The organism is Campylobacter sp. CH278, assembly GCF_004378845.1.
Classification (GTDB): Bacteria; Campylobacterota; Campylobacteria; order Campylobacterales; family Campylobacteraceae; genus Campylobacter_D; species Campylobacter_D jejuni.
The window spans coordinates 196,044-215,301 of sequence record NZ_RYXZ01000002.1; the positions used below are offsets into that span (position 1 = coordinate 196,044).

The window sequence follows — 19,258 nt, forward strand, 5'->3', positions numbered from 1 at the left end:
ACTTATTTTTATTTTCATTTTTAAGTATATTACAAATAAAAAAAAATGCAAGAGTAAGTTTAAAGTTTGTTTTAGTTTTCAAACAAACTTTAAATATTTTTAATTAAGTAAATTAGCAGGAAGTTGTATGATATTTTTAATAAGATTAAAAGGGGTTTTTAGAGTATCTGTTAAAATTTCGGTATGAAATTTAGGGTCATCTATACTTCCATCTATTTTTAAGTTTGTGCTAATTTCTTGATTTTTACCTAAAATTACATAATTTAAAATTGGAACCTTGGATATAGCTTCTGAAGCTGATTTTAAAGTTTTAAGCTCTAAACTAAAATCCACTGTATTTAATCTTAAATTTGCTGATCCTAAACCATATATATCTACACTATCGCCGTTTAAATTAATAGCTGAAACACTTAAAAGATCTTTTTTTCTATTAAAAATAATCTTTCCATCATGCAGGCTTAAACCTTTTTGATTAAAAGTTGGAGATTTAAACATCAATAAACTTGGTACAGTATCGATAAAGGAAATAAGCTGATTTATACCTCTTAAATCCTTCACATAAGTATTTTTAAAATCGATCTGTCCATCAAAATACTCCAATCCACTTCCTTTTATACTTAAGTTAAACACTCCATCTTGAACAGCTTGTTTTTGTAAAAACTCATTTAAATAATTATCATCAATATTGCTAACGTTTAAATTTAAATCATTAGAAGAATAATAAAGATCAAATTTTGCATTTCCTCTAGAACCTTTAAGATTCAAAGCATTACCTTTTAAATCAGCCTCTACCCTATCAAAAGCCAAAGTTTTATTAGAATCTGGCAAAATTAAAGCTACATTTGCTCCACCAAAACTAATATTTTGGGTATTAGTAGAAATATCAAATGTTGAATTTGAAGAGTTGGAATCTTTTCTATAAATATAACTTAAATTTTTCAAATGAATTTCTTTATTATCAGAACTTATTTTAGCACTTGCTGTATCACTTTGAGTATGAATTTCCATAATGCCCTTATTTTTTACAATATCAAAGCTATCATTTTCATAAGGAGTTTGACCGTTGATAAGTAAATTATTTTTGAAATAAGCATCATTAACACTTGCATTGAAATCTTCAAAATTTAAAGTTTTATAATAAACATTTTTAGCATTGATAAACCCAAACTTTTTAAGTAATGGAGAAAATGAAAATAAAATCTTAGGATTATTAAGATTAGCCTCAAGTCCATCTTTAAAATTTAAAATCAAATTCCACTGAGGAATGCTAATGTTAACATTTTGCGAATAATCTAATTTTACTTCTACATTTTGATTTTTTAAATCTAAAAGCTCCCCATTGTCAAAATAAAGCCTTGAAATCTGAGTATTGAAATTTCCTTGTTGTTTTTGCAAGTCAAATTTAGCATTAAAATCAGCCTCTAAAAAGCCATTTTTAACACTAGCATTTTCTATATTTAAATCATTTTGATTTAATTTTACAAATGCTTTTGTAATATTAAAATCAGCCAAAGAAATACTAACATTCTCTAAAGCTAAAATACCACTATAAGAAATTTCACCCTTATCATGAAAATCAATTTTAAGCTCCAAATCACTTTTAATTTTTCCGCTTTTTTGATAAAAAGGTAATGAAAAATGATAATCCTCTAAAGCTTTAGCAAGTTTTTCGTCAAATTTTAGATTATCAGATTTAATGCGCAAATAAATCCCAGCTTTTTTTTCATCAAATAAATCATATAGATAAACCTTACTAGAACTTAAATCAGCACCATTATAGAAAGCTTTATTAAAGACAAAATCAAGCTTTTGTTTGTTTAAATTTAAATCAAGCTTCGGAATTTCAATAGCATTCATTTTATCATCCAAGCGAACTTTGACATTATTAACATAACCTGATGCACTAATATTGTCTAAATAATAATTATCTTTAGCAAAATCTATAAATCCCTGCAAATAATCTAAATGATAAAATTCTCCCTTAGCCCTATATACTACCCAAAGATTTAAACTCTGTGGAAGTTCTATTCTTTTATTAACTCTTTTAAAAATTTCCGTAATATTTCTAATGTTTAAATCTTCTATTTTATAAGCTAAATTTTTATCTTTGTAAGAAATACTTGCGTTAAAGTCAAGCAATTCTCCACTTGCTCTACCTTGAAAATAATAAAACTCGCTCTTAGTATTGATACTTAAATTTCCATCAATATTTAAATCATAATCTTTTAATAAAAGTTTTTTAATATCAGCTATAAGTTCTTTATTTTGACGCTGTAATGTTAATTTTAAAAATAACAAATCATTATCTATAAAAAATTCATTATCTTTAAATAAAATACGCACATGATTATCTTTTATATTTAAATTTTGTATATCAATCTCTTCAACAAAAGTATATAGATATTTTAAATTTTTTGTTATTTTTAAAATCTCTGTTGAAGCATTATCAGAAGAGTGAGTTTGTGATGAAATTTCGGAATTTTGAGTCTCATTTATAGTGATATTTTTTGCTCGTACAATTAATTTTTTATCTAATTTAATATATAATTGTTCCAATTTTAAAAAATCAAATTGGATACTAGAGATGACAATCCCATTTTTAAGCACTATAAACAAAGCTAATATAAGCACAACAAAAAATATAACAATATATAAAATTTTCTTTTTCATACGCAACTTCTTTTTGATATTTATTTTGGGGATTTTTTATTATCTAACTCAGCCTTTAAAAAGCAATTCTGTGGTATTTATTCCCCAAGGTTCAATTTCTCAAATTATAACATATTTAAAGCAAAATAAATATCAGATGAGTAGTATTGATAAATATATTTTATTTTTTTTAGGACACCCTCAATCAGGCTGGATCAACATAGGTGCAAAAGATTTAAATAGGGCTGAATTTCTACATAAACTCACTATTGCTAAAGCAGCACTTCAAACCATTACTCTTATCCCAGGAGAAACAAGCGTAATCTTTTTAGAACAAGCAGCCAAACAACTTGAACTTGATAAAGATATGCTTTTAAAAGAATTTCAAGCTCAAGCTCCTTATGATGAAGGAGTTTTTTTACCAGAAACTTATAAAATCCCAAAAGGCATTACAGAAAATCTACTCATTCAAATGCTTTTAAACCATGCTGAAATTTCCAATAAAAAAACTTCTGAGAAAATTTTTGGTGATTATAATCCAAAAAAATGGCACCAATATATCATCATCGCTTCTGTAATACAAAAAGAAGCTGCTAATGACAATGAAATGCCTATAGTTGCAAGCGTAATTTATAATCGACTTAAAAAAGGTATGAAGCTTCAAATGGATGGAACTTTAAATTATGGAATTTACTCCCATGTAAAAGTTACCCCACAAAGAATAAGACAAGATAATAGCTCTTATAATACCTATAAATTTACAGGATTGCCTAAAGAAGCGGTTTGTAATGTTTCTTTAGCTGCTATTCGTGCAGCTATTTTTCCTTTAAAGACAGATTATTTATATTTTGTGCGTGATAAAAATACTGGAGCTCATATTTTTAGCACAAATATAGATGATCACAATAAAGCCATAAATTTACAAAAAGGAAAATAATTTTGATATTTTTATACAAAATAGTTAAATTGGAACAGTATTTGCTTGTTAATATTAAAAATTATAAAAAGGATAAAAAATGATTAACCCATTTAAATCAAAAGAACTGGTCACTGGTGCTTTAGCGGGTAGAAATCTAAGAAATCAACTCATCAATGCCAATCTTGCAAATGTTGATACTCCTTTTTATAAAGCAAGAGATATTGAATTTGAAACAGCTTTGGTAAATCGTGCAAATGAAATTTTCAAAAAAAATGATAATAAAGAATTGCAATTAGCCGTAACTGAAGAAGGGCATCAAAAACCTTGGAAATTCCCTGATCCCAGTAAATCTACTATTTACTTAAGAGATGGTCATTTAGCAAGAAATGATGCAAATACTGTTGATCTAGATGTAGAAACCACAGAAATGAGTAAAAATACAGTTATGATAACAGCTCTTGATGGAGTTTTAAGAAGACAAAGCAATATCTTTAGTTCTATACTTGATGCAAGCTCTAAATTAAGTTAAAGGTAAATTATGGCATACTTAAGTGATTTTGATATTAGTGGTTATGGTTTAAGTGCTCAACGTTTTAGAATGAATGTTATTAGCTCTAATATAGCTAATGCAAATACTACAAGAACAGCTGAAGGTGGGCCTTATAGAAGACGCGAAGTGATCTTTAAAGCAACAGATTTTGATAAGCTTTTAAATGAGCAAATTAACAAAGATAATAATTTTTTAAAATATGAAAATCCTTTAAATGATCCAAGTTCGCCAGAAGAAGCTAAACCTGCTATTCAAAGTGTTGTAGTGGATAAAGTGGTCAGAGATGACAAAGATTTTCGTATGAAGTATGATCCAAGCCATCCTGATGCAAATGCTGAAGGTTATGTAGCGTATCCAAATGTAAACCCTGTCATTGAAATGGCAGATTTGATTGAAGCTACAAGAGCTTATCAAGCCAATGTAAGTGCTTTTACAAGTGCAAAAACTATAGCTCAAAGTGCGATTGATTTATTAAGAGGATAATAAAAAATGAACAATATTAATGATTTAAGATTAAATAATAATATTTCAAATACCAACAAAAGTCAAAATTCCACAGGAATTGGTGATGAATTTGCCAAGATGCTTAAAAATGAAATCGATGATTTAAACAAAGCACAAGAAAGTGGAGAAGCTGCAATGACAGACATTGCCACAGGACAAGTAAAAGATCTACATCAAGCAGCTATAGCTATCACTAAAGCTGAAAGCAGCATGAAATTTATGCTAGAAGTAAGAAATAAAGCGATCAGTGCTTATAAAGAAATCACAAGAACTCAAATTTAAACCCTAATGCAAGAATATAAAAAAAATAGGGTTTCAAAAGTTGCCTTTGCCTACTGCATGGCACTTTTGTTTATGATTATTTTTATCAGCTCTACTTTTTTTCTTACATCAAAACGTCATATACCTAACACTGAAAAAGATCAATACGCTCTTGCTCTAAGAGGATCGATTATAACCAAAGATAATTTTACTATCACAAGTTCTAAACAAATTTATCGCGCTGAAATTGATCTTAGAAGTATTAACAAAGATAAATTTGATCTATTTTTAAAGCTTTTTCAAATTTATAGTGGAATAAGTAACGATCAAGTAGCAGATATTAAAAAAAGAATGCAAAATCAAAAAAAACGCTCTTATAATTTTGTTCTTTTGCAAAACTTAGATTCCAAGCAAGCAAGCTATCTTAAAGACCTTGCTAAAAAACTTTATATACAAGGTTTTTTCAAAGCTTTTACAAACAACTCTGGAAGAGTTGAAACAAGAGGATTAAATATCATCGAACATGAAGAAGATAGAATTTACATGTCAAAAGATTCTTTTACTCCTATTATCGGTTATACCAAAATGATATTAGATCCAGAAAGTGGAATTTTAAAAAATATAGGAGTTAAAGGTTTAGAAAAATACTACGATGAATGTCTAAGCCCTGTTCAAAATGAAAAAATTCAAGGACTTAAAGATATAGGTGGAAATATTATTTTAAATCTAAATTCACTACAGCAAAAAAAGATCAATGGTTGTGATTTATATTTAAATCTTTCTTTAAAACTGCAAAAAAGTATAGAGAAAGCTATAGATCAAAGAAATGAGGATTTAAAAGCCAATGAAATCATAGTTGGAGTAATGGAAAGCAAAACAGGAAGAATTTTAGCTCTAGCAAGCTCAAGGCGCTATGATCCGCAAAATCGTGGAAAAGATCTATCAGTTCTTAATGCAAGCGCTATAGAATACGGCTATGAAGCAGGTTCTGTTATCAAACCTTTTATCTTTACAACAGCCTTAAGACTTGGTAAAATAAAAATGGATGAAGTGATTAATACTTATGGCGGTTCTTACAAGCTAGGACGTTTTACCATCAAAGACGATCACAAAATGGACAAAATGACTATGGAGGAAGTTATAAGATATTCTTCAAATATAGGCATGATACAAATTGCTAAAAGACTTAACAATATAGAAATCGTATCAGGACTTAAAATATTTAAATTTGGCGAAAAAAGTGGTATTGATCTACCCTATGAACAAAAAGGAGAAATTCCAAATCCTAAGCGCTTAAGAGATATAGAAAAATCTGTTTTAAGTTATGGTTATGGACTTAAAACAACCTTTATACAACTCCTTGCAGCTTATAATGTTTTCAACAATGATGGGTTTTATATCACACCACGTTTAGCTGAAAAATTCTATCAAAATGGACGCTTTACAAATCTTGATGATGATGTAAAAAAAGAAAAAATTCTTTCTAGCGAAGCCGCTAAAACGATGCAAAATGTTCTTATAAATGTTATAGAAAAAGGAACAGGAAAAAAGGCAATTACACAAGGTATTATTGCAGGAGGTAAAACAGGAACGGCAAGAATAGCCGAAAGACAAGGTTATACCTCAAATCGCTACAATGCATCCTTTTTTGGTTTTGCAAATGATTTAAATCACGCCTATACCATAGGAGTTCTCGTAAGACATCCTACTAAACCTTATAGTTATTATGCTGCACAAAGTGCTTTGCCTATGTTTAAAGATGTTGTTGATATTTTAATCAATGAAGAATTTCTAACGCCTATACAAGACAATAACCAAACTAGCACAAACAACTAGTTTGATATATCTTTAGAAAATATCACCTCAACAGCACCTATAAGTTCTTCAGCAATCTTAGCAGCAAAAGTTGTATCATTAAGTATTGAAATTCCTTCAGCTGTTGTGATTTTTCTTACTGAAATAAGATGTTCAACATTGCCCAAGGTTAAAGTATCAATTTCTTTTAAAATTTCTTTTCCTTTTTGAAGATTTTTAATAATCAAATAAAGCTTTTCACGATCTTCAACCACTCTAAGCTCTTCGATACTTCTTAAAAGCTCTCCTAAATTCGATCTAATTTTATTGTACTCTAAAGCCAAAAATTCATTAGAAGAACTAGAATATTTCTTAATATTTGCTTGGATAATTTTTAAATTTTTAGTTGTTTCGGCTAAATTTTTAGCTGCCATCTTAAAGGTAAAAATTTTATGATTCTTTGTTTCATCGTTAATATAAACTTGTGCTTTAGTTGAAAAATCGATAATAGCTTCAAAAAGAACCTTTATCCTAGTTTGATACAAATAGTCCAAATCCACATTTTTACTAAACCACTTTTTATTTTCTAAAATTTCTTTAAAACTTTTATCACTTTGTATATCTTTACGACTAAAACCTATAGCATGAGCAACAATTGCATAGGTATTGTTATAAAGATGCTCGCTTTCTTTCCTTAAAGCTTCGATGGCTGTGTCACTAAACTTAACCAAACTACTATCAAGATATAAAGGCTTGTCTTTATTCTTATCTTAATGTATAAAATAAGGAAAAATAAGCACTATTAAAAAAGCTATACCAAAATTAAAAATACAATTATTTCTTTCCTTCAATATTGGTACTTAAAGAAGCTAAAACAGCCGTTACAACTCCTCCAACACTAGTACCTAAAGTTGCTGCTAAGGAATTTTCCAAACTGATTTGTCCTGCAAGTAAAGCAGCGACAATAATAGCCATTGTAGCTGTGCTTGATTGTATAACTCCTGTAAGCAAAGCACCTAATCCTAAAAAAACAAAAACTCCTTTAAACCCAGCAAAATCAAAACGAGAAAGATCAATTATATGTTTAAAATTTTCAAAACCACTTTTAATATAATCCACACCCAAAAAGAAAAATCCTATACCAATAAAAATATTACCTAAACCTTTTAAAACACTATCTTTTTGAAAGAAAAATAATACTCCAATAATCAAAAGTGGGATAGCTAGCATTGAAATTTTAATATTTGTCAAACCAACAATCAGCCAAGAACTTGCCGTATTTCCTAAATTTGCTCCAAAAATAATCCCTATGCCCGCACCCAAAGAAATAAACCCTGCGCTCAAAAAAGAAATCGTAATAATAGAAACTAAAGTTGAAGATTGCATAATTAAAGTACTTAAAGTACCAAAAAGTATACTTTTTATCTTTGTATCGGTTGACTTCGCTAAAATTTTTTCAAGCAAACCACCACTAAAAGCTTTAAAACCTATACCTAAATTAGTCATTCCAATAAGAAATATTGCCACTCCTGCTAAAAGATTGGCAAGCTCGTCATAACGAATTAAAATAAAAATCAAAACTAAAGTAAAAATACTCCATGAAATAAATTTAAAATATTTTAAAGAATTTCTTTCCTCTTGCAATGCCTAACCTTTTAGTTTTTCAAATTCATTCATCAGAAATTCTCTTAAATTTTCGGCTTCTTCTTCGCCTTTTTCTAGATACTCAAGCAATAAATTTTCTAATTCCTTTAAAAAAGAAAAAAGTTCATTTTGCCAGATACTATCATTTTTATTGCTTAAATTCATGGTTTGTATGAAAGTCAACTCTCTGCTTAAATCCCCAAGTTTTTCTAAAAATTCATCTTTTTGATCAGAATTTTTTAATGCTAAATTAGTATTTTGGACATTTTCTTTAAATTCTCTGATTTTTTCATCGATTAAATCGCAAAATTTCGGATAAACATCCATTTTAATAGGCTCCAAAAGGGTTTGCTCGTCTATATTTAAAGTAAGCTTTTTAACAGCAAAATAAAGAGCTAAAAAAGACAAAGCTGCTATGAGTAAATAAATTCCTAGCATTAATAACCCTTAAGGGCTAGCATTCCGCCATCTAAATTGATGCTTTCAAGTCCCAATTTTTCAGCTATAAATTCAGCTGCAACCATGCTTCTATGGCCACTGCGACAAATAAAAGCAAGTTTTTTACTTTCATCTCTTTTACTTTGAAATTCATCTAAAAATTTAGCATTTAAAAGCCCTTGATTATCATATAAAGCCACACATTGCGCATTAGGTAAAATACCTTCTTCCCATTCTAAAGGAGTACGCACATCAAAAATTTGATATGCGTTTAAATCTTGCTTTGTCCAAAGACTTGCAGGGATATTTTCTATCATGAAAAAGCCTTATTGATAATTTTTGTAAGGCTTGCATTAAATTCAGCAGGATTATCCACTCCCATACCTTCGCTTAGTTTTGCCATATTTAAAACTAGGGTTGCTATATCTGCACTAAAACTTTCGTTGTTTTTAAGACCTGTAAAAATAGCGTGTTTTGGATTGATTTCTAAAATAGGTTTGAAATTTTGCTCTTGACCCATTTGTTTTAAGAGTTGTTGCATAGCAAAATCAGGTTTATTTTTATCATAAACTATACAACTTGGGCTATCTTTCAAACGACTGGTTAGTCTTACATCTTCAACTTGATCTTTTAGAAGTTCTTTAAATTTAGCTACAAGTGGAGCAAAAGTATTTTTTTCTTCATCACTTAGTTCATTTTTATCTTCTACTTGATTAATGGCTACAAATTTCAAACCTTCAAATTCTAGCATAGGAGTTACTAAAGAATCAATCTCATCATCCATGAGTAAAACTTCTATATTTTTTTGTTTATACTCTTCAAGCAAAGGAGAGGTTCTTAATAAACTTTCATTATTTCCTGCTATATAAAAAATTTCCTTTTGTTCGCCTTGAAGGTCATTTTTATACTCCTCTAAAGAGCGTAAATTTTCACCTTTAGTGCTTTTATAAAGCATAAGTTTTAAAAGACTATCTTTTTCTCCGCCAAAACCATAAAGTCCTTCTTTTAATACCTTACCAAAGGTTTTAAAGAAAGATAAGTATTTTTCTTTATCATTGTTTTTGAGTTTTTCAAGTTCGCCTAAAATCTTTTTAACGCTAGCTTCTTTAACGCCTTTTAAAATTTGATTTTCTTGTAAAATTTCACGACTTACATTAAGTGGTAAATCTTCTACATCGATAATCCCACGCACAAAACGCAAATAAGTTGGTAAAAGTTCTTTATCGTCATCGCTGATAAATACGCGTTTTACATAAAGTTTTAAGCCGCTTTGATAATCCACACGGAATAAATCAAAAGGTGCATTTTGTGGTATGAAAAATAAAGAATTGTATTCTAATTTTCCTTCACTTTTAGTGTGAAGATAAAGTAAAGGTTTGTTTGAATCATGAAAATTTTGCTCATAAAATCTTTCATAATCTTCTACTTTAAGGCTTGATTTTTGCATTCTCCATAAAGCGTTGGCTTTATTGATTTGAGAAATTTTAAGTTCAGTTTTTCCTTCTTCTTCGCCTTCTTTAGCAGGAGTAAATTCTTCTTTTTCCATGAAAATTGGAAATTGAATATGATTAGAATATTTTTCTATAATGCTTTCGATTTTATAAGCATTAGCAAACTCATCATCTTTTAAGTATAAAGTAATGCTTGTTCCTTGTTCTTCTTTGTTAGCGTCATCAATCTCATAACCATTTGCATCAGAACTCCAAAGATAAGCTTTATCATCTAAAGCTTTTTTGCTTAAAACTTCGATTTTACTAGCCACCATAAAAGCAGAATAAAAACCTACTCCAAATTGTCCTATGAGTTGAGAATCTTTTTTAGCATCACCACTCAAATTTTCTAAAAAGCTTTTAGTGCCGCTTTTTGCTATGGTTCCAAGGTTGTTGATAAGATCATCTTTATCCATACCTATACCATTATCACTAATACTTAAAGTTTTTTTATCTTTATCAATTTTGATTTCAATTTTAGGTTCGAATTTTAAGCTTTTATATTTATCATCACTTACGCTCAAAAAATTAAGCTTATCTAAAGCATCGCTTGCGTTTGAAATAAGCTCTCTTAAAAAAATTTCTTTATTAGAATATAAAGAATGTATCATAAGCTGTAAAAGCTGATTGACTTCGGTTTGAAATTGCATTTTAATTTCCTTTGTAATTTTTTAAAGTGGTATTTTAGCAAAAAATACAAATTCTAAAGTAAATTTAAAGATTTATTTGAAAATTATAAAACCAAGCCATGCGGCAAATAAGCAAAGAAAGACATTTAAGATAATATTTAACGTAAAATTAAAATAATTTCCACTTTGCAAAAGAAGTAAATTTTGATAAGAAAAAGTAGAAAAAGTTGTAAAAGCTCCTAAAAAACCTGTACTTATAAAGCTTTTAAGTAAAGGAGATAAACCTTTATTTTGTGCATAAGAAAACAAAAGTCCTATGATAAAAGAACCCAAAACATTAACAAAAAGAGTTCCAAGGCTGATAGAATAAGGAAAAAATTTATTCACTAAATTAATAGAAAACATTCTTAAGATTGCTCCTATAAATCCCCCAAAACCAACAACTAAAAGGGTATTTAGCAAAGCTTAGCTCTTTCTTGATCGAGTAATTCTTGCATTTTTTTTCTAGTGTTTTCAAGCCATTTGTCATCATTTGTATCGACTAAATCCATACAAATGATTTTAAGCACTCCGCTACTTGCACTAAAACTTTTTGTGTCTAAAATTTTTGCAGAATCCACAATTAAAATGGGTTGAACTTTAAGATTTAATTTTTCACTCAAAATTTTTGCTCCACTTTGAAATTTAAGCATTTTTTCATTTTTAGATCTAGTTCCTTCTGGAAAAATAGCCAAAACCCTATCTTCACTAATTCTTTCTTTTGCTTCTTTTAAAACTCGTACTAAATCACGCGGATTTTTTCTATCTATACAAAGAAGTTTTGGTTTTTTCATAGCGACTTTGAAAATAGGAATTTCTCCTAATTCTTTTTTGGCAATCCAGCATAAATTTTTAGGATATAATTCTTCTAAAGCAATGATATCTAAAGCACTTTGATGATTCATTAAAATCATCTGAGCTTGTGGATTAAAAGTGCCAATGATTTCTTGTTTATAAGAGATGGTATATCTTTGAAATTTAGCCCAAATTTTGCGGATTTTCCAAAGTGTGTTTTGAGATTTTGTAAAGCAAAAACAAAAAACCACCAAAGCAACGCTTAAAACAAAAAAAATCCAAAAATAAAGAGCTTTAATTTTTTTGTAAATCATCTTTATTAACCCAACCTATTTTTCCATCAGAAAACAGTACTTTAATATAATTTTGTCTTTTGCCTAAAACTTCTACTTTTTCATCTGCATTTGCCGTATAAAAATAAGTTGAAGGCTCTGTGGGTAAAATTTTAGCCCTAGAACCAGCCTTGATAATTGCATTTTGAGTATTGGTATCTACAAGAAAACTAAGTGCAAAACAAACAACTGCCAAAGCCAGAATAATGTAATTTTTTCTCCATACAAATAAAGCTCCAAATAAAACCGCTAAAAACCATAAGGTATATTGTTTATAAATATTTAAGTCTTTATTTACAGGATTTAAATCACTCTGAGTGCTGATCTCATCGTCACTAATTTTTAGTTTTAAATTTATATTTTCAAGCTTTTTACTGTCCTTATTGAAATACGAAAATTCAAAATTTGTTTTACTTAATGGCAAAATAGCATAATAAAAAGCACTAGAAGCATTAAAATCCCCTTTTAAATTTTCAATACCTTGCTTTTGAATTCCTTCTATAAAAAAGCTTTTAAGATTTGTATTGGTTGCGTTTAGTTCTACCATCATAATGATATTAGCATCATCAAAATAACTCGCTTTAACTTTTTTAATTTCCAAAGAACTTGCCACAAGGTGTGAAAAATCTTTATTGGATAAAGTATTTTCAAATTTGATAGGATTAAGATTGATATCAGCCTCTTGAAAAGCTTCATTATTTCTAAGAAGTTTGATAGAAATTTTACTCAAACTAGCATTTGAATTTTTGGCTTCAAACCATAAAGTTGTTTTATATTCGTTATTGATAAATTCCCATTTTGCATCTGGATTTAAAAAAGATAAGTTAGTTTTTTCTACGCTTATGTTAAAATCAAATTTTGTATTTTCCGTAGTGCGAGCATAGATCGTAATAGGAAAAACTTCTCCAACATATACCCTACTTGGATATTCATCATTTGTAAGAACCAAACTCCCTTTAGCTACAAAAGGATCATCTACATTGCTTTCAAAGTCATTGTTTTCATCACTTGGCGGAATATTTTGATAAATTTTTTGTTCTTCTTGGGGTAATTTTTGTAATTCTTTTTGCATATTTTCATCTTGGCCACTAAATACAGAAATTTCACCCCTGCCAAACAATACAACAACACTAAAAATTAAAGTTAATAAAATTTTCAAAATAAAAAGCCTTTAAGCATTTTCAAACCTATATCATTACCTAGGACTTTTTCACAAGCACGCTCAGGATGTGGCATGAGTCCAAAGATTTTTTTGTTTTCATCACAAATTCCTGCGATATCAAATACAGAACCATTTGAATTTGGCTCGTATTTTAAAGTAATAAGATCTTTATCTTGCAATTCTTTTAAAGTAGCCTCATCAGCGTAATAATTTCCCTCTCCATGAGCAATTGGTAAATTAATAATTTCATCTTTTTTGAAATTTTTCAAAAAGGCATTATCATTAGAAACTACTCTTAAATTTTGGTTTTTTGAGATAAAACTAAGATTGTTGTTATGCTTCATTGCACCTTTTAAAAGACCACTTTCAAGTAAAATTTGAAAACCATTGCAAATGCCTAAGATATATCCTCCCTTTTTTGCATGATTAAAAACACCTTGCATAGCAGGAGCAAGTTTTGCAATAGCTGCACATCTTAGATAATCTCCATAAGAAAATCCGCCTGGCAAAACAACTAAATCTGCATCAAATTCTTTTTCTTCATGCCAAACAATCTGCGTTTTTACTCCAAGTTTTTCAAAGGCATAAGCTGTATCAAATTCACAATTTGTCCCTGGAAATCTAATAATAGCAACTTTCATTTTACTCTTTCTCAATTACAAGCTCATAATCTTCAATGACGCTATTTACCAACAACTCTTCACACATTTTTTTTACTTGTTCTTTGGCTAATTTTTCATCTTTCTCATCAAGAGAAATTTTGATTTGTTTTGCTATTTTTACTTCTTTAACACTATTAAAATTTAAAGAATGCAAAGCTTTTTCCACCGCTTTGCCTTGTGGATCTAAAACCCCATTTTTTAAAGAAATATTTACAATAACTTCCATATTTTTCCTTAATTTAATATTCTTTTTAAAACTTCTTCATAAGCCATTTTTACATTACCTAGATCTTGACGAAATCTATCTTTATCTAATTTTTCATTGCTAAATTTATCCCAAAATCTACAACTATCAGGGCTTATTTCATCAGCTAAAACAAGCTCATTATCCTTGGTTAAACCTAGTTCAATTTTAAAATCAATCAGCCTTAAATTTTTATTATCAAAAAATGGAGTTAAAATAGAGTTAATCTTTCTAGCCATATTTTTAATTTCACTAATTTGAGCTTCATTTTGCACTAAATTTAAAATCAAACAATGCTCATCATTGATAAAAGGATCGCCTAAGGCATCATCTTTAAGACAAAATTCCACCAAAGCAAAAGGTAGCACAGTACCATCTTTAATACCCAGTCTTTTTGTAAGAGAACCTGTTGCAACATTGCGTACTATAACTTCAATAGGAACAATTTTACATTTTTTAACCACTTGTTCTGTATCGCTTATAGTTTCTACCAAATGGGTTTTAATCCCATTTTTTTCGAGCAAATGAAAAATTTCAGTACTGATTTTACAGTTTAATGCACCTTTTCCACTTTCATTGCCTCTTTTTTCTGCATTAAAAGCAGTTAAATCATCTTTAAACTCACTAATTAGTAAATTTTCATCATCAGTTTTGAAAAGTTTTTTACCTTTTCCTTCGTAGAGCATTTCTTTTTTTGTCATTTTATTGTCCTTGTTTGATATTTAAAATTTTAATAGTATCAATAGCTGATTTTAACTGTGCGTCATCATTGATTTGTTTTTGACTGATTAGATTTTTATTGTCTTTATTTTCTTGCTTATCTTCTTTTTTATTTTTATCTATTTTTTCAAGCTCACTTTCTAAATGTTGTTTTAAGTCGCTTTCTTTTATAGAAAAACCATCTTCTTGAGTATTTACTTTACCTGGAAAAACTTCAATATCAGGTTTTACACCCACTGCTTGAATAGTACGCCCGCTTGGAAGATAATATCTTGCAATAGTAAGCCTTAAAGCTTCAGTTTTATTAATAGGTATGATTTGCTGAACACTACCTTTTCCAAAAGTATTTTCACCCACAATAACACCGCGTTTAAGATCTTGTAAAGCTCCACTTACAATTTCACTTGCACTAGCACTTCCACCATTTACAAGCACAACCAAAGAAGCATTAGAAATTTTGTTTTTAGGATCGGCTTTATATTCTTGATTTTCACTTGCGATGCGTCCTTTTTGAGAAACAATAACACCTTTATCTACAAATAAATTTACAAGTCCTATGGCTTGATTTAAAAGTCCACCAGGATTATTTCTAAGATCTAAAATAACTCCTTTAACATTAGGATATTTTTTAAGTTCTTTACTTGCCACATCTACAACATTTTTATCAAAATTTGTAACCCTAAGATAAAGAATGTTTTCATTTTCTATCATTTTTGCATAAACACTTTCTATCTTAATAATTTCTCTTGTAAGTGTAACATCAAAAGGTTTTGTTGCACCTTTTCTAAAAATGGTTAAAGTGATTTGAGTTTTTGGCTTACCACGCATTTTATCTACAGCATCATTGAGATTAATTCCTAAAGTGGCCTCATCATTAATTTTTAAAATAATATCTCCTGATTTTATCCCTGCTTTATCTGCTGGTGTTCCTTCTATAGGAGAAACAACTGTTAAAGCGCCATCTTTCATACCTACGGTTATACCAAGGCCACCAAATTCGCCATTGGTTTGAATTTTCATATCATTAAAATCTTTTTCATTTAAAAAAGAAGAATGCGCATCAAGATTGCTTAAAAGTCCTGATAAAGATTTATCCACCAAATCGCTGATATTTTGATCATCCACATAGTATTGCTCTACTATGGCAAGAGTTTTTGTAAGCTTATCTAAAGCTTCTAGGCGTTTTTGAACCTGCTCTTCTTTTTGATCAACTTTAGCTTGTAAATGACTTGTTAAAAATAGACATAAAATAAAAGTAGTGGCAAAGCCTGCAAGACCCGCAAAAAATCGTTTTGTTTTCAAAATAAGCTCCATCATTGAGTTTTAGTTTAAAGAGTAAATTTTAATAAAAATTGCTTAAAACTTCGTAAATAAATTTAAATTCTTAAAAATATGTTAAAATAGACTAAAAATTCCAAAAAGAAAGTTAATACAATGTGCCAAGAAAAACATACTCATACACATTCTCAAAAACATCTTAAAGCAGTTTGCAATCGTCTAAGTAGAACCATAGGGCATTTAAGCGCTATTAAAAGAATGGTTGAAAATGACAAAGACTGTAGTGAAATTTTAATCCAGCTTGCTGCTGTAAAAGCCGAAGTTAACAATACTGCAAAAGTAGTTTTAAAAGAACATTTAGCTCATTGTATGGTACATGCTGTAGAAGAAAATGATATTCAAAGTATAGAAGAATTAAACAAGGCTATAGATATGTTTATGAAATAATCTAAAATTAGTTATTTGTCCTATTATTTAAAAAATTTTACTCAATCAACTTGACATTATATGACTAAAGTTATATAATAGCAAGTATATAAACTAAATAAAGGATAAAACATGGCAAATATACAAGATTTTTTAACTGATAATATGCTTTCAAACCTTGAAAGCGCAGCATCTTTAGCTATACATTCTAAAAATAATGAAGTTGCACCTTTACATCTTTTATGGGCTTTAAGCGTAGATAGTACAAGTATTTTAAATCAAATTTTAAATAAATTAAATATTTCTAAAGAAGCCTTAGAACTTGAAATTAAAAGTAGAATTTCAAAACTTCCAACGAGTTCAAATGCAAGTCGTGAAAATATACGCTTTTCCAATGAACTTATAAATTCATTAGAAAATGCTAAAGGATTGATGAGTGCTAATGGAGATAGTTATTTAAGTGTGGATACTTGGCTTATAAGTGAAAGTCAAAAAAGTCCTATTAAAGAAATTTTGGCGCAATTTTTAGATTTAAGAGAATTTCAAAAAGAGCTTGAAAGTCTAAGAGCGGGACGCAAAATCGATAGCAAAACAAGCGATGAAACCTTAGACAGCTTAAATAAATTTGGTATAGATTTAACCTTAAAAGCAAGCGAAGGTAAACTTGATCCTGTTATAGGCAGAGAAGAAGAAATCGAACGTTTAATGCAAATTTTAATACGCAAAACCAAAAATAACCCTATACTTTTAGGTGAACCAGGCGTAGGAAAAACAGCTATAGTAGAAGCTTTAGCACAAAGAATTATTAAAAAAGATGTTCCAAAATCTTTGCAAAATAAAAAAGTTATCGCTCTTGACATGAGTGCTTTAATTGCAGGTGCAAAATACAGAGGAGAATTTGAAGACAGATTAAAAGCTGTCGTTAATGAAGTGATAAAAAGTGAAAATATCATTCTTTTTATCGATGAAATTCACACTATAGTAGGAGCTGGAGCAAGTGAAGGCAGTATGGATGCGGCAAATATTTTAAAACCCGCTCTTGCAAGAGGTGAACTCCATACTATAGGCGCAACTACTTTAAAAGAATATCGTAAATATTTTGAAAAAGATGCAGCCTTGCAACGCCGTTTTCAACCTGTAAATGTAGGTGAGCCAAGTGTTAATGAGGCTTTGGCTATGTTAAGGGGTATAAAAGAAAAGCTTGAAATTCATCATAATGTAACTATAAATGATAGTGCTTTAGTAGCTGCAGCTAAACTTTCAAAGCGTTATATAGCGGATCGTTTTTTACCTGATAAGGCCATTGATTTAATCGATGAAGCTGCAGCTGAACTGAAAATGCAAATTGAAAGCGAACCAAGTTCTTTAAGAAAAGTACGCAAAGATATAGAAACTTTAGAAGTTGAAAATGAAGCTTTAAAAATGGAAAATGACGAGAAAAATCAAAAAAGACTTGATGAAATCGCAAAAGAACTAGCCAATTTAAAAGAAAAACAAAATGCCCTAAATTCACAGTTTGAAAATGAAAAAAGTGTTTTTGATGGTATAAGTGCTAAGAAAAAAGAAATTGATCTGCTTAAAAATGAAGCTTCTTTGGCTAAAGCTAGAGGTGAATTTCAAAAAGCAGCCGAGCTAGAGTATGGAAAAATTCCAAATCTTGAAAAAGAAGTAGAAATCTTAGAAGATAAATGGAAAAAAATGAGTGAAAATGGAGTTTTACTTAAAAATCAAGTGGATGAGGATTTGGTTGCTGGAATTTTAAGCAAATGGACGGGTATTAGCGTGCAAAAAATGTTAACTTCTGAAAAACAAAAATTCTTAGAAGTGGAAAAACATTTAAAAGAAAGTGTCATAGGACAAGATAAGGCCTTAAGTGCTTTAGCTAGAGCCATTAAACGTAACAAAGCAGGACTTAATGCGGACAATAAACCTATAGGAAGCTTTTTATTTTTAGGGCCAACAGGGGTAGGAAAAACACAATCAGCTAAAGCTTTGGCAAAATTTTTATTTGATGATGAAAAAGCAATGATTCGTTTTGATATGAGTGAATTTATGGAAAAACATAGCGTTTCAAGACTCTTAGGTGCGCCTCCAGGATACATAGGACATGAAGAAGGTGGAGAGCTTACTGAAGCTGTGCGAAGAAAACCTTATAGCGTGCTTTTGTTTGATGAAGTTGAAAAAGCACATAAAGATGTATTTAATGTGCTTTTAGGGATTTTAGATGATGGTAGAGCAACCGATAGCAAAGGTGTAACAGTGGATTTTAAAAATACCATTATCATTTTAACTTCTAATATTGCCTCAAGTGCTATTATGAATTTAAGCGGAAAAGAACAAGAAGATGCGGTAAAAAATGAGTTAAAAAATTTCTTTAAACCTGAGTTTTTAAACCGCTTAGATGATATTATCACCTTTAATCCACTTGGAAAAGATGAAGCTTATGAAATAGTCAAGCTTTTATTTAAAGATTTACAAATGAGCTTAGAAAACAAGGGAATAAAAGCAAGTTTAAGCGAAAATGCAGCCCTTTTAATCGCTAAAGATGGTTTTGACCCTGATTTTGGTGCTAGACCTTTAAGAAGAGCTATTTATGATCTTATAGAAGATAAATTAAGCGATATGATACTTGCTGATGAACTTCATGAAAATGATAGCATTATCATTGATGCAAAAGATGATGAAATAATCATCAAAAAAGCTTAATCATTTTGAAAGTAGA

The 19,258-nt window shown here is 29.3% G+C and carries 17 protein-coding genes and 2 pseudogenes; 7 read left to right on the plus strand and 12 right to left on the minus strand.

Translation table 11 applies throughout. The annotated features are described in order from the left end of the window. Positions 1-99 precede the first annotated feature (99 nt). The gene (locus ELQ04_RS02750; protein WP_044778140.1) at positions 100-2,670 is read right to left on the minus strand and encodes a DUF3971 domain-containing protein; all 2,571 of its coding nucleotides are present in this window, start codon (positions 2,668-2,670) and stop codon (positions 100-102) included. On the opposite strand from ELQ04_RS02750, the gene mltG reads away from it, so the two are divergent. From mltG to ELQ04_RS02775, 5 genes are all read left to right on the plus strand, one after another. After that, positions 2,585-3,586, plus strand: a complete 1,002-nt coding sequence (mltG, locus tag ELQ04_RS02755; protein WP_032595074.1) for an endolytic transglycosylase MltG — start codon at positions 2,585-2,587, stop codon at positions 3,584-3,586. The genes ELQ04_RS02750 and mltG overlap by 86 nt on opposite strands. A gap of 79 nt (positions 3,587-3,665) precedes the next feature. Further along, the gene (flgB, locus tag ELQ04_RS02760) at positions 3,666-4,097 is read left to right on the plus strand and encodes a flagellar basal body rod protein FlgB (RefSeq protein WP_002854879.1); all 432 of its coding nucleotides are present in this window, start codon (positions 3,666-3,668) and stop codon (positions 4,095-4,097) included. Between the two features lie 9 nt (positions 4,098-4,106). Further along, entirely contained in the window at positions 4,107-4,601 is a 495-nt protein-coding gene (flgC, locus tag ELQ04_RS02765; protein WP_002855235.1) for a flagellar basal body rod protein FlgC, read from the plus strand. Between the two features lie 6 nt (positions 4,602-4,607). After that, positions 4,608-4,904, plus strand: coding sequence for a flagellar hook-basal body complex protein FliE (gene fliE / locus ELQ04_RS02770; protein ID WP_002856884.1), 297 nt, complete (start codon positions 4,608-4,610; stop codon positions 4,902-4,904). 6 nt (positions 4,905-4,910) lie between these two features. Further along, positions 4,911-6,719: a penicillin-binding protein 2 gene (locus tag ELQ04_RS02775; protein ID WP_002880961.1), complete on the plus strand. Its 1,809-nt coding sequence runs from the start codon at positions 4,911-4,913 to the stop codon at positions 6,717-6,719. On the opposite strand, the pseudogene ELQ04_RS02780 reads toward ELQ04_RS02775, so the two are convergent. From ELQ04_RS02780 to ELQ04_RS02830, 11 genes and pseudogenes are all read right to left on the minus strand, one after another. Beyond that, positions 6,716-8,321: pseudogene (locus tag ELQ04_RS02780) on the minus strand (Na/Pi symporter). The gene ELQ04_RS02775 and the pseudogene ELQ04_RS02780 overlap by 4 nt on opposite strands. Before the next feature lie 3 nt (positions 8,322-8,324). Continuing rightward, positions 8,325-8,759, minus strand: a complete 435-nt coding sequence (locus ELQ04_RS02785; RefSeq protein WP_002893739.1) for a hypothetical protein — start codon at positions 8,757-8,759, stop codon at positions 8,325-8,327. Then, a complete protein-coding gene (locus ELQ04_RS02790) occupies positions 8,759-9,076 on the minus strand; it encodes a rhodanese-like domain-containing protein (protein ID WP_002870957.1) in 318 nt (105 codons plus the stop codon). The genes ELQ04_RS02785 and ELQ04_RS02790 overlap by 1 nt, the downstream gene beginning before the upstream one ends. Continuing rightward, on the minus strand, positions 9,073-10,899 hold the full coding sequence (gene htpG, locus ELQ04_RS02795) for a molecular chaperone HtpG (protein ID WP_004316550.1): 1,827 nt from the start codon (positions 10,897-10,899) through the stop codon (positions 9,073-9,075). Before htpG ends, ELQ04_RS02790 begins: the two co-directional genes overlap by 4 nt. A 72-nt stretch (positions 10,900-10,971) precedes the next feature. After that, on the minus strand, positions 10,972-11,340 hold the full coding sequence (gene crcB / locus ELQ04_RS02800) for a fluoride efflux transporter CrcB (protein WP_002892340.1): 369 nt from the start codon (positions 11,338-11,340) through the stop codon (positions 10,972-10,974). Next, positions 11,334-12,026, minus strand: coding sequence for a lysophospholipid acyltransferase family protein (locus ELQ04_RS02805; protein WP_002882469.1), 693 nt, complete (start codon positions 12,024-12,026; stop codon positions 11,334-11,336). Before ELQ04_RS02805 ends, crcB begins: the two co-directional genes overlap by 7 nt. Then, the gene (locus ELQ04_RS02810; RefSeq protein WP_002893747.1) at positions 12,007-13,203 is read right to left on the minus strand and encodes an SH3 domain-containing protein; all 1,197 of its coding nucleotides are present in this window, start codon (positions 13,201-13,203) and stop codon (positions 12,007-12,009) included. Before ELQ04_RS02810 ends, ELQ04_RS02805 begins: the two co-directional genes overlap by 20 nt. Beyond that, a pseudogene (gene purQ / locus ELQ04_RS02815) lies at positions 13,175-13,847 on the minus strand (phosphoribosylformylglycinamidine synthase I). The gene ELQ04_RS02810 and the pseudogene purQ overlap by 29 nt, the downstream one beginning before the upstream one ends. Before the next feature lies 1 nt (position 13,848). Next, on the minus strand, positions 13,849-14,094 hold the full coding sequence (purS, locus tag ELQ04_RS02820) for a phosphoribosylformylglycinamidine synthase subunit PurS (protein WP_002857003.1): 246 nt from the start codon (positions 14,092-14,094) through the stop codon (positions 13,849-13,851). Positions 14,095-14,102: 8 nt separating this feature from the next. Beyond that, positions 14,103-14,813, minus strand: coding sequence for a phosphoribosylaminoimidazolesuccinocarboxamide synthase (gene purC, locus ELQ04_RS02825; RefSeq protein WP_002854922.1), 711 nt, complete (start codon positions 14,811-14,813; stop codon positions 14,103-14,105). A 1-nt stretch (position 14,814) separates the two neighbouring features. Further along, the gene (locus ELQ04_RS02830; protein ID WP_002856815.1) at positions 14,815-16,149 is read right to left on the minus strand and encodes a S41 family peptidase; all 1,335 of its coding nucleotides are present in this window, start codon (positions 16,147-16,149) and stop codon (positions 14,815-14,817) included. 117 nt (positions 16,150-16,266) lie between these two features. Between ELQ04_RS02830 and ELQ04_RS02835 the strand changes: the two genes are divergently transcribed. Together ELQ04_RS02835 and ELQ04_RS02840 are read left to right on the plus strand one after the other, a co-directional pair. Further along, positions 16,267-16,557 carry a metal-sensing transcriptional repressor gene (locus ELQ04_RS02835; protein WP_002855280.1) on the plus strand — a complete coding sequence of 97 codons (291 nt, stop codon included), beginning with the start codon at positions 16,267-16,269 and terminating at the stop codon, positions 16,555-16,557. A 111-nt stretch (positions 16,558-16,668) separates the two neighbouring features. Then, on the plus strand, positions 16,669-19,242 hold the full coding sequence (locus ELQ04_RS02840) for an AAA family ATPase (protein ID WP_044778139.1): 2,574 nt from the start codon (positions 16,669-16,671) through the stop codon (positions 19,240-19,242). Positions 19,243-19,258: the final 16 nt, after the last annotated feature.

Bases quoted from the DNA above. Each gene is read 5' to 3' on its own strand.
- mltG (WP_032595074.1), top strand. From the start codon at position 2,585: ATGACAATCCCATTTTTAAGCACTATAAACAAAGCTAATATAAGCACA.
- ELQ04_RS02750 (WP_044778140.1), bottom strand. From the start codon at position 2,670: ATGAAAAAGAAAATTTTATATATTGTTATATTTTTTGTTGTGCTTATA.
- flgB (WP_002854879.1), top strand. From the start codon at position 3,666: ATGATTAACCCATTTAAATCAAAAGAACTGGTCACTGGTGCTTTAGCG.
- flgC (WP_002855235.1), top strand. From the start codon at position 4,107: ATGGCATACTTAAGTGATTTTGATATTAGTGGTTATGGTTTAAGTGCT.
- fliE (WP_002856884.1), top strand. From the start codon at position 4,608: ATGAACAATATTAATGATTTAAGATTAAATAATAATATTTCAAATACC.
- ELQ04_RS02775 (WP_002880961.1), top strand. From the start codon at position 4,911: ATGCAAGAATATAAAAAAAATAGGGTTTCAAAAGTTGCCTTTGCCTAC.
- ELQ04_RS02785 (WP_002893739.1), bottom strand. From the start codon at position 8,759: ATGCTAGGAATTTATTTACTCATAGCAGCTTTGTCTTTTTTAGCTCTT.
- ELQ04_RS02790 (WP_002870957.1), bottom strand. From the start codon at position 9,076: ATGATAGAAAATATCCCTGCAAGTCTTTGGACAAAGCAAGATTTAAAC.
- htpG (WP_004316550.1), bottom strand. From the start codon at position 10,899: ATGCAATTTCAAACCGAAGTCAATCAGCTTTTACAGCTTATGATACAT.
- ELQ04_RS02805 (WP_002882469.1), bottom strand. From the start codon at position 12,026: ATGATTTACAAAAAAATTAAAGCTCTTTATTTTTGGATTTTTTTTGTT.
- purS (WP_002857003.1), bottom strand. From the start codon at position 14,094: ATGGAAGTTATTGTAAATATTTCTTTAAAAAATGGGGTTTTAGATCCA.
- purC (WP_002854922.1), bottom strand. From the start codon at position 14,813: ATGACAAAAAAAGAAATGCTCTACGAAGGAAAAGGTAAAAAACTTTTC.
- ELQ04_RS02830 (WP_002856815.1), bottom strand. From the start codon at position 16,149: ATGATGGAGCTTATTTTGAAAACAAAACGATTTTTTGCGGGTCTTGCA.
- ELQ04_RS02835 (WP_002855280.1), top strand. From the start codon at position 16,267: ATGTGCCAAGAAAAACATACTCATACACATTCTCAAAAACATCTTAAA.
- ELQ04_RS02840 (WP_044778139.1), top strand. From the start codon at position 16,669: ATGGCAAATATACAAGATTTTTTAACTGATAATATGCTTTCAAACCTT.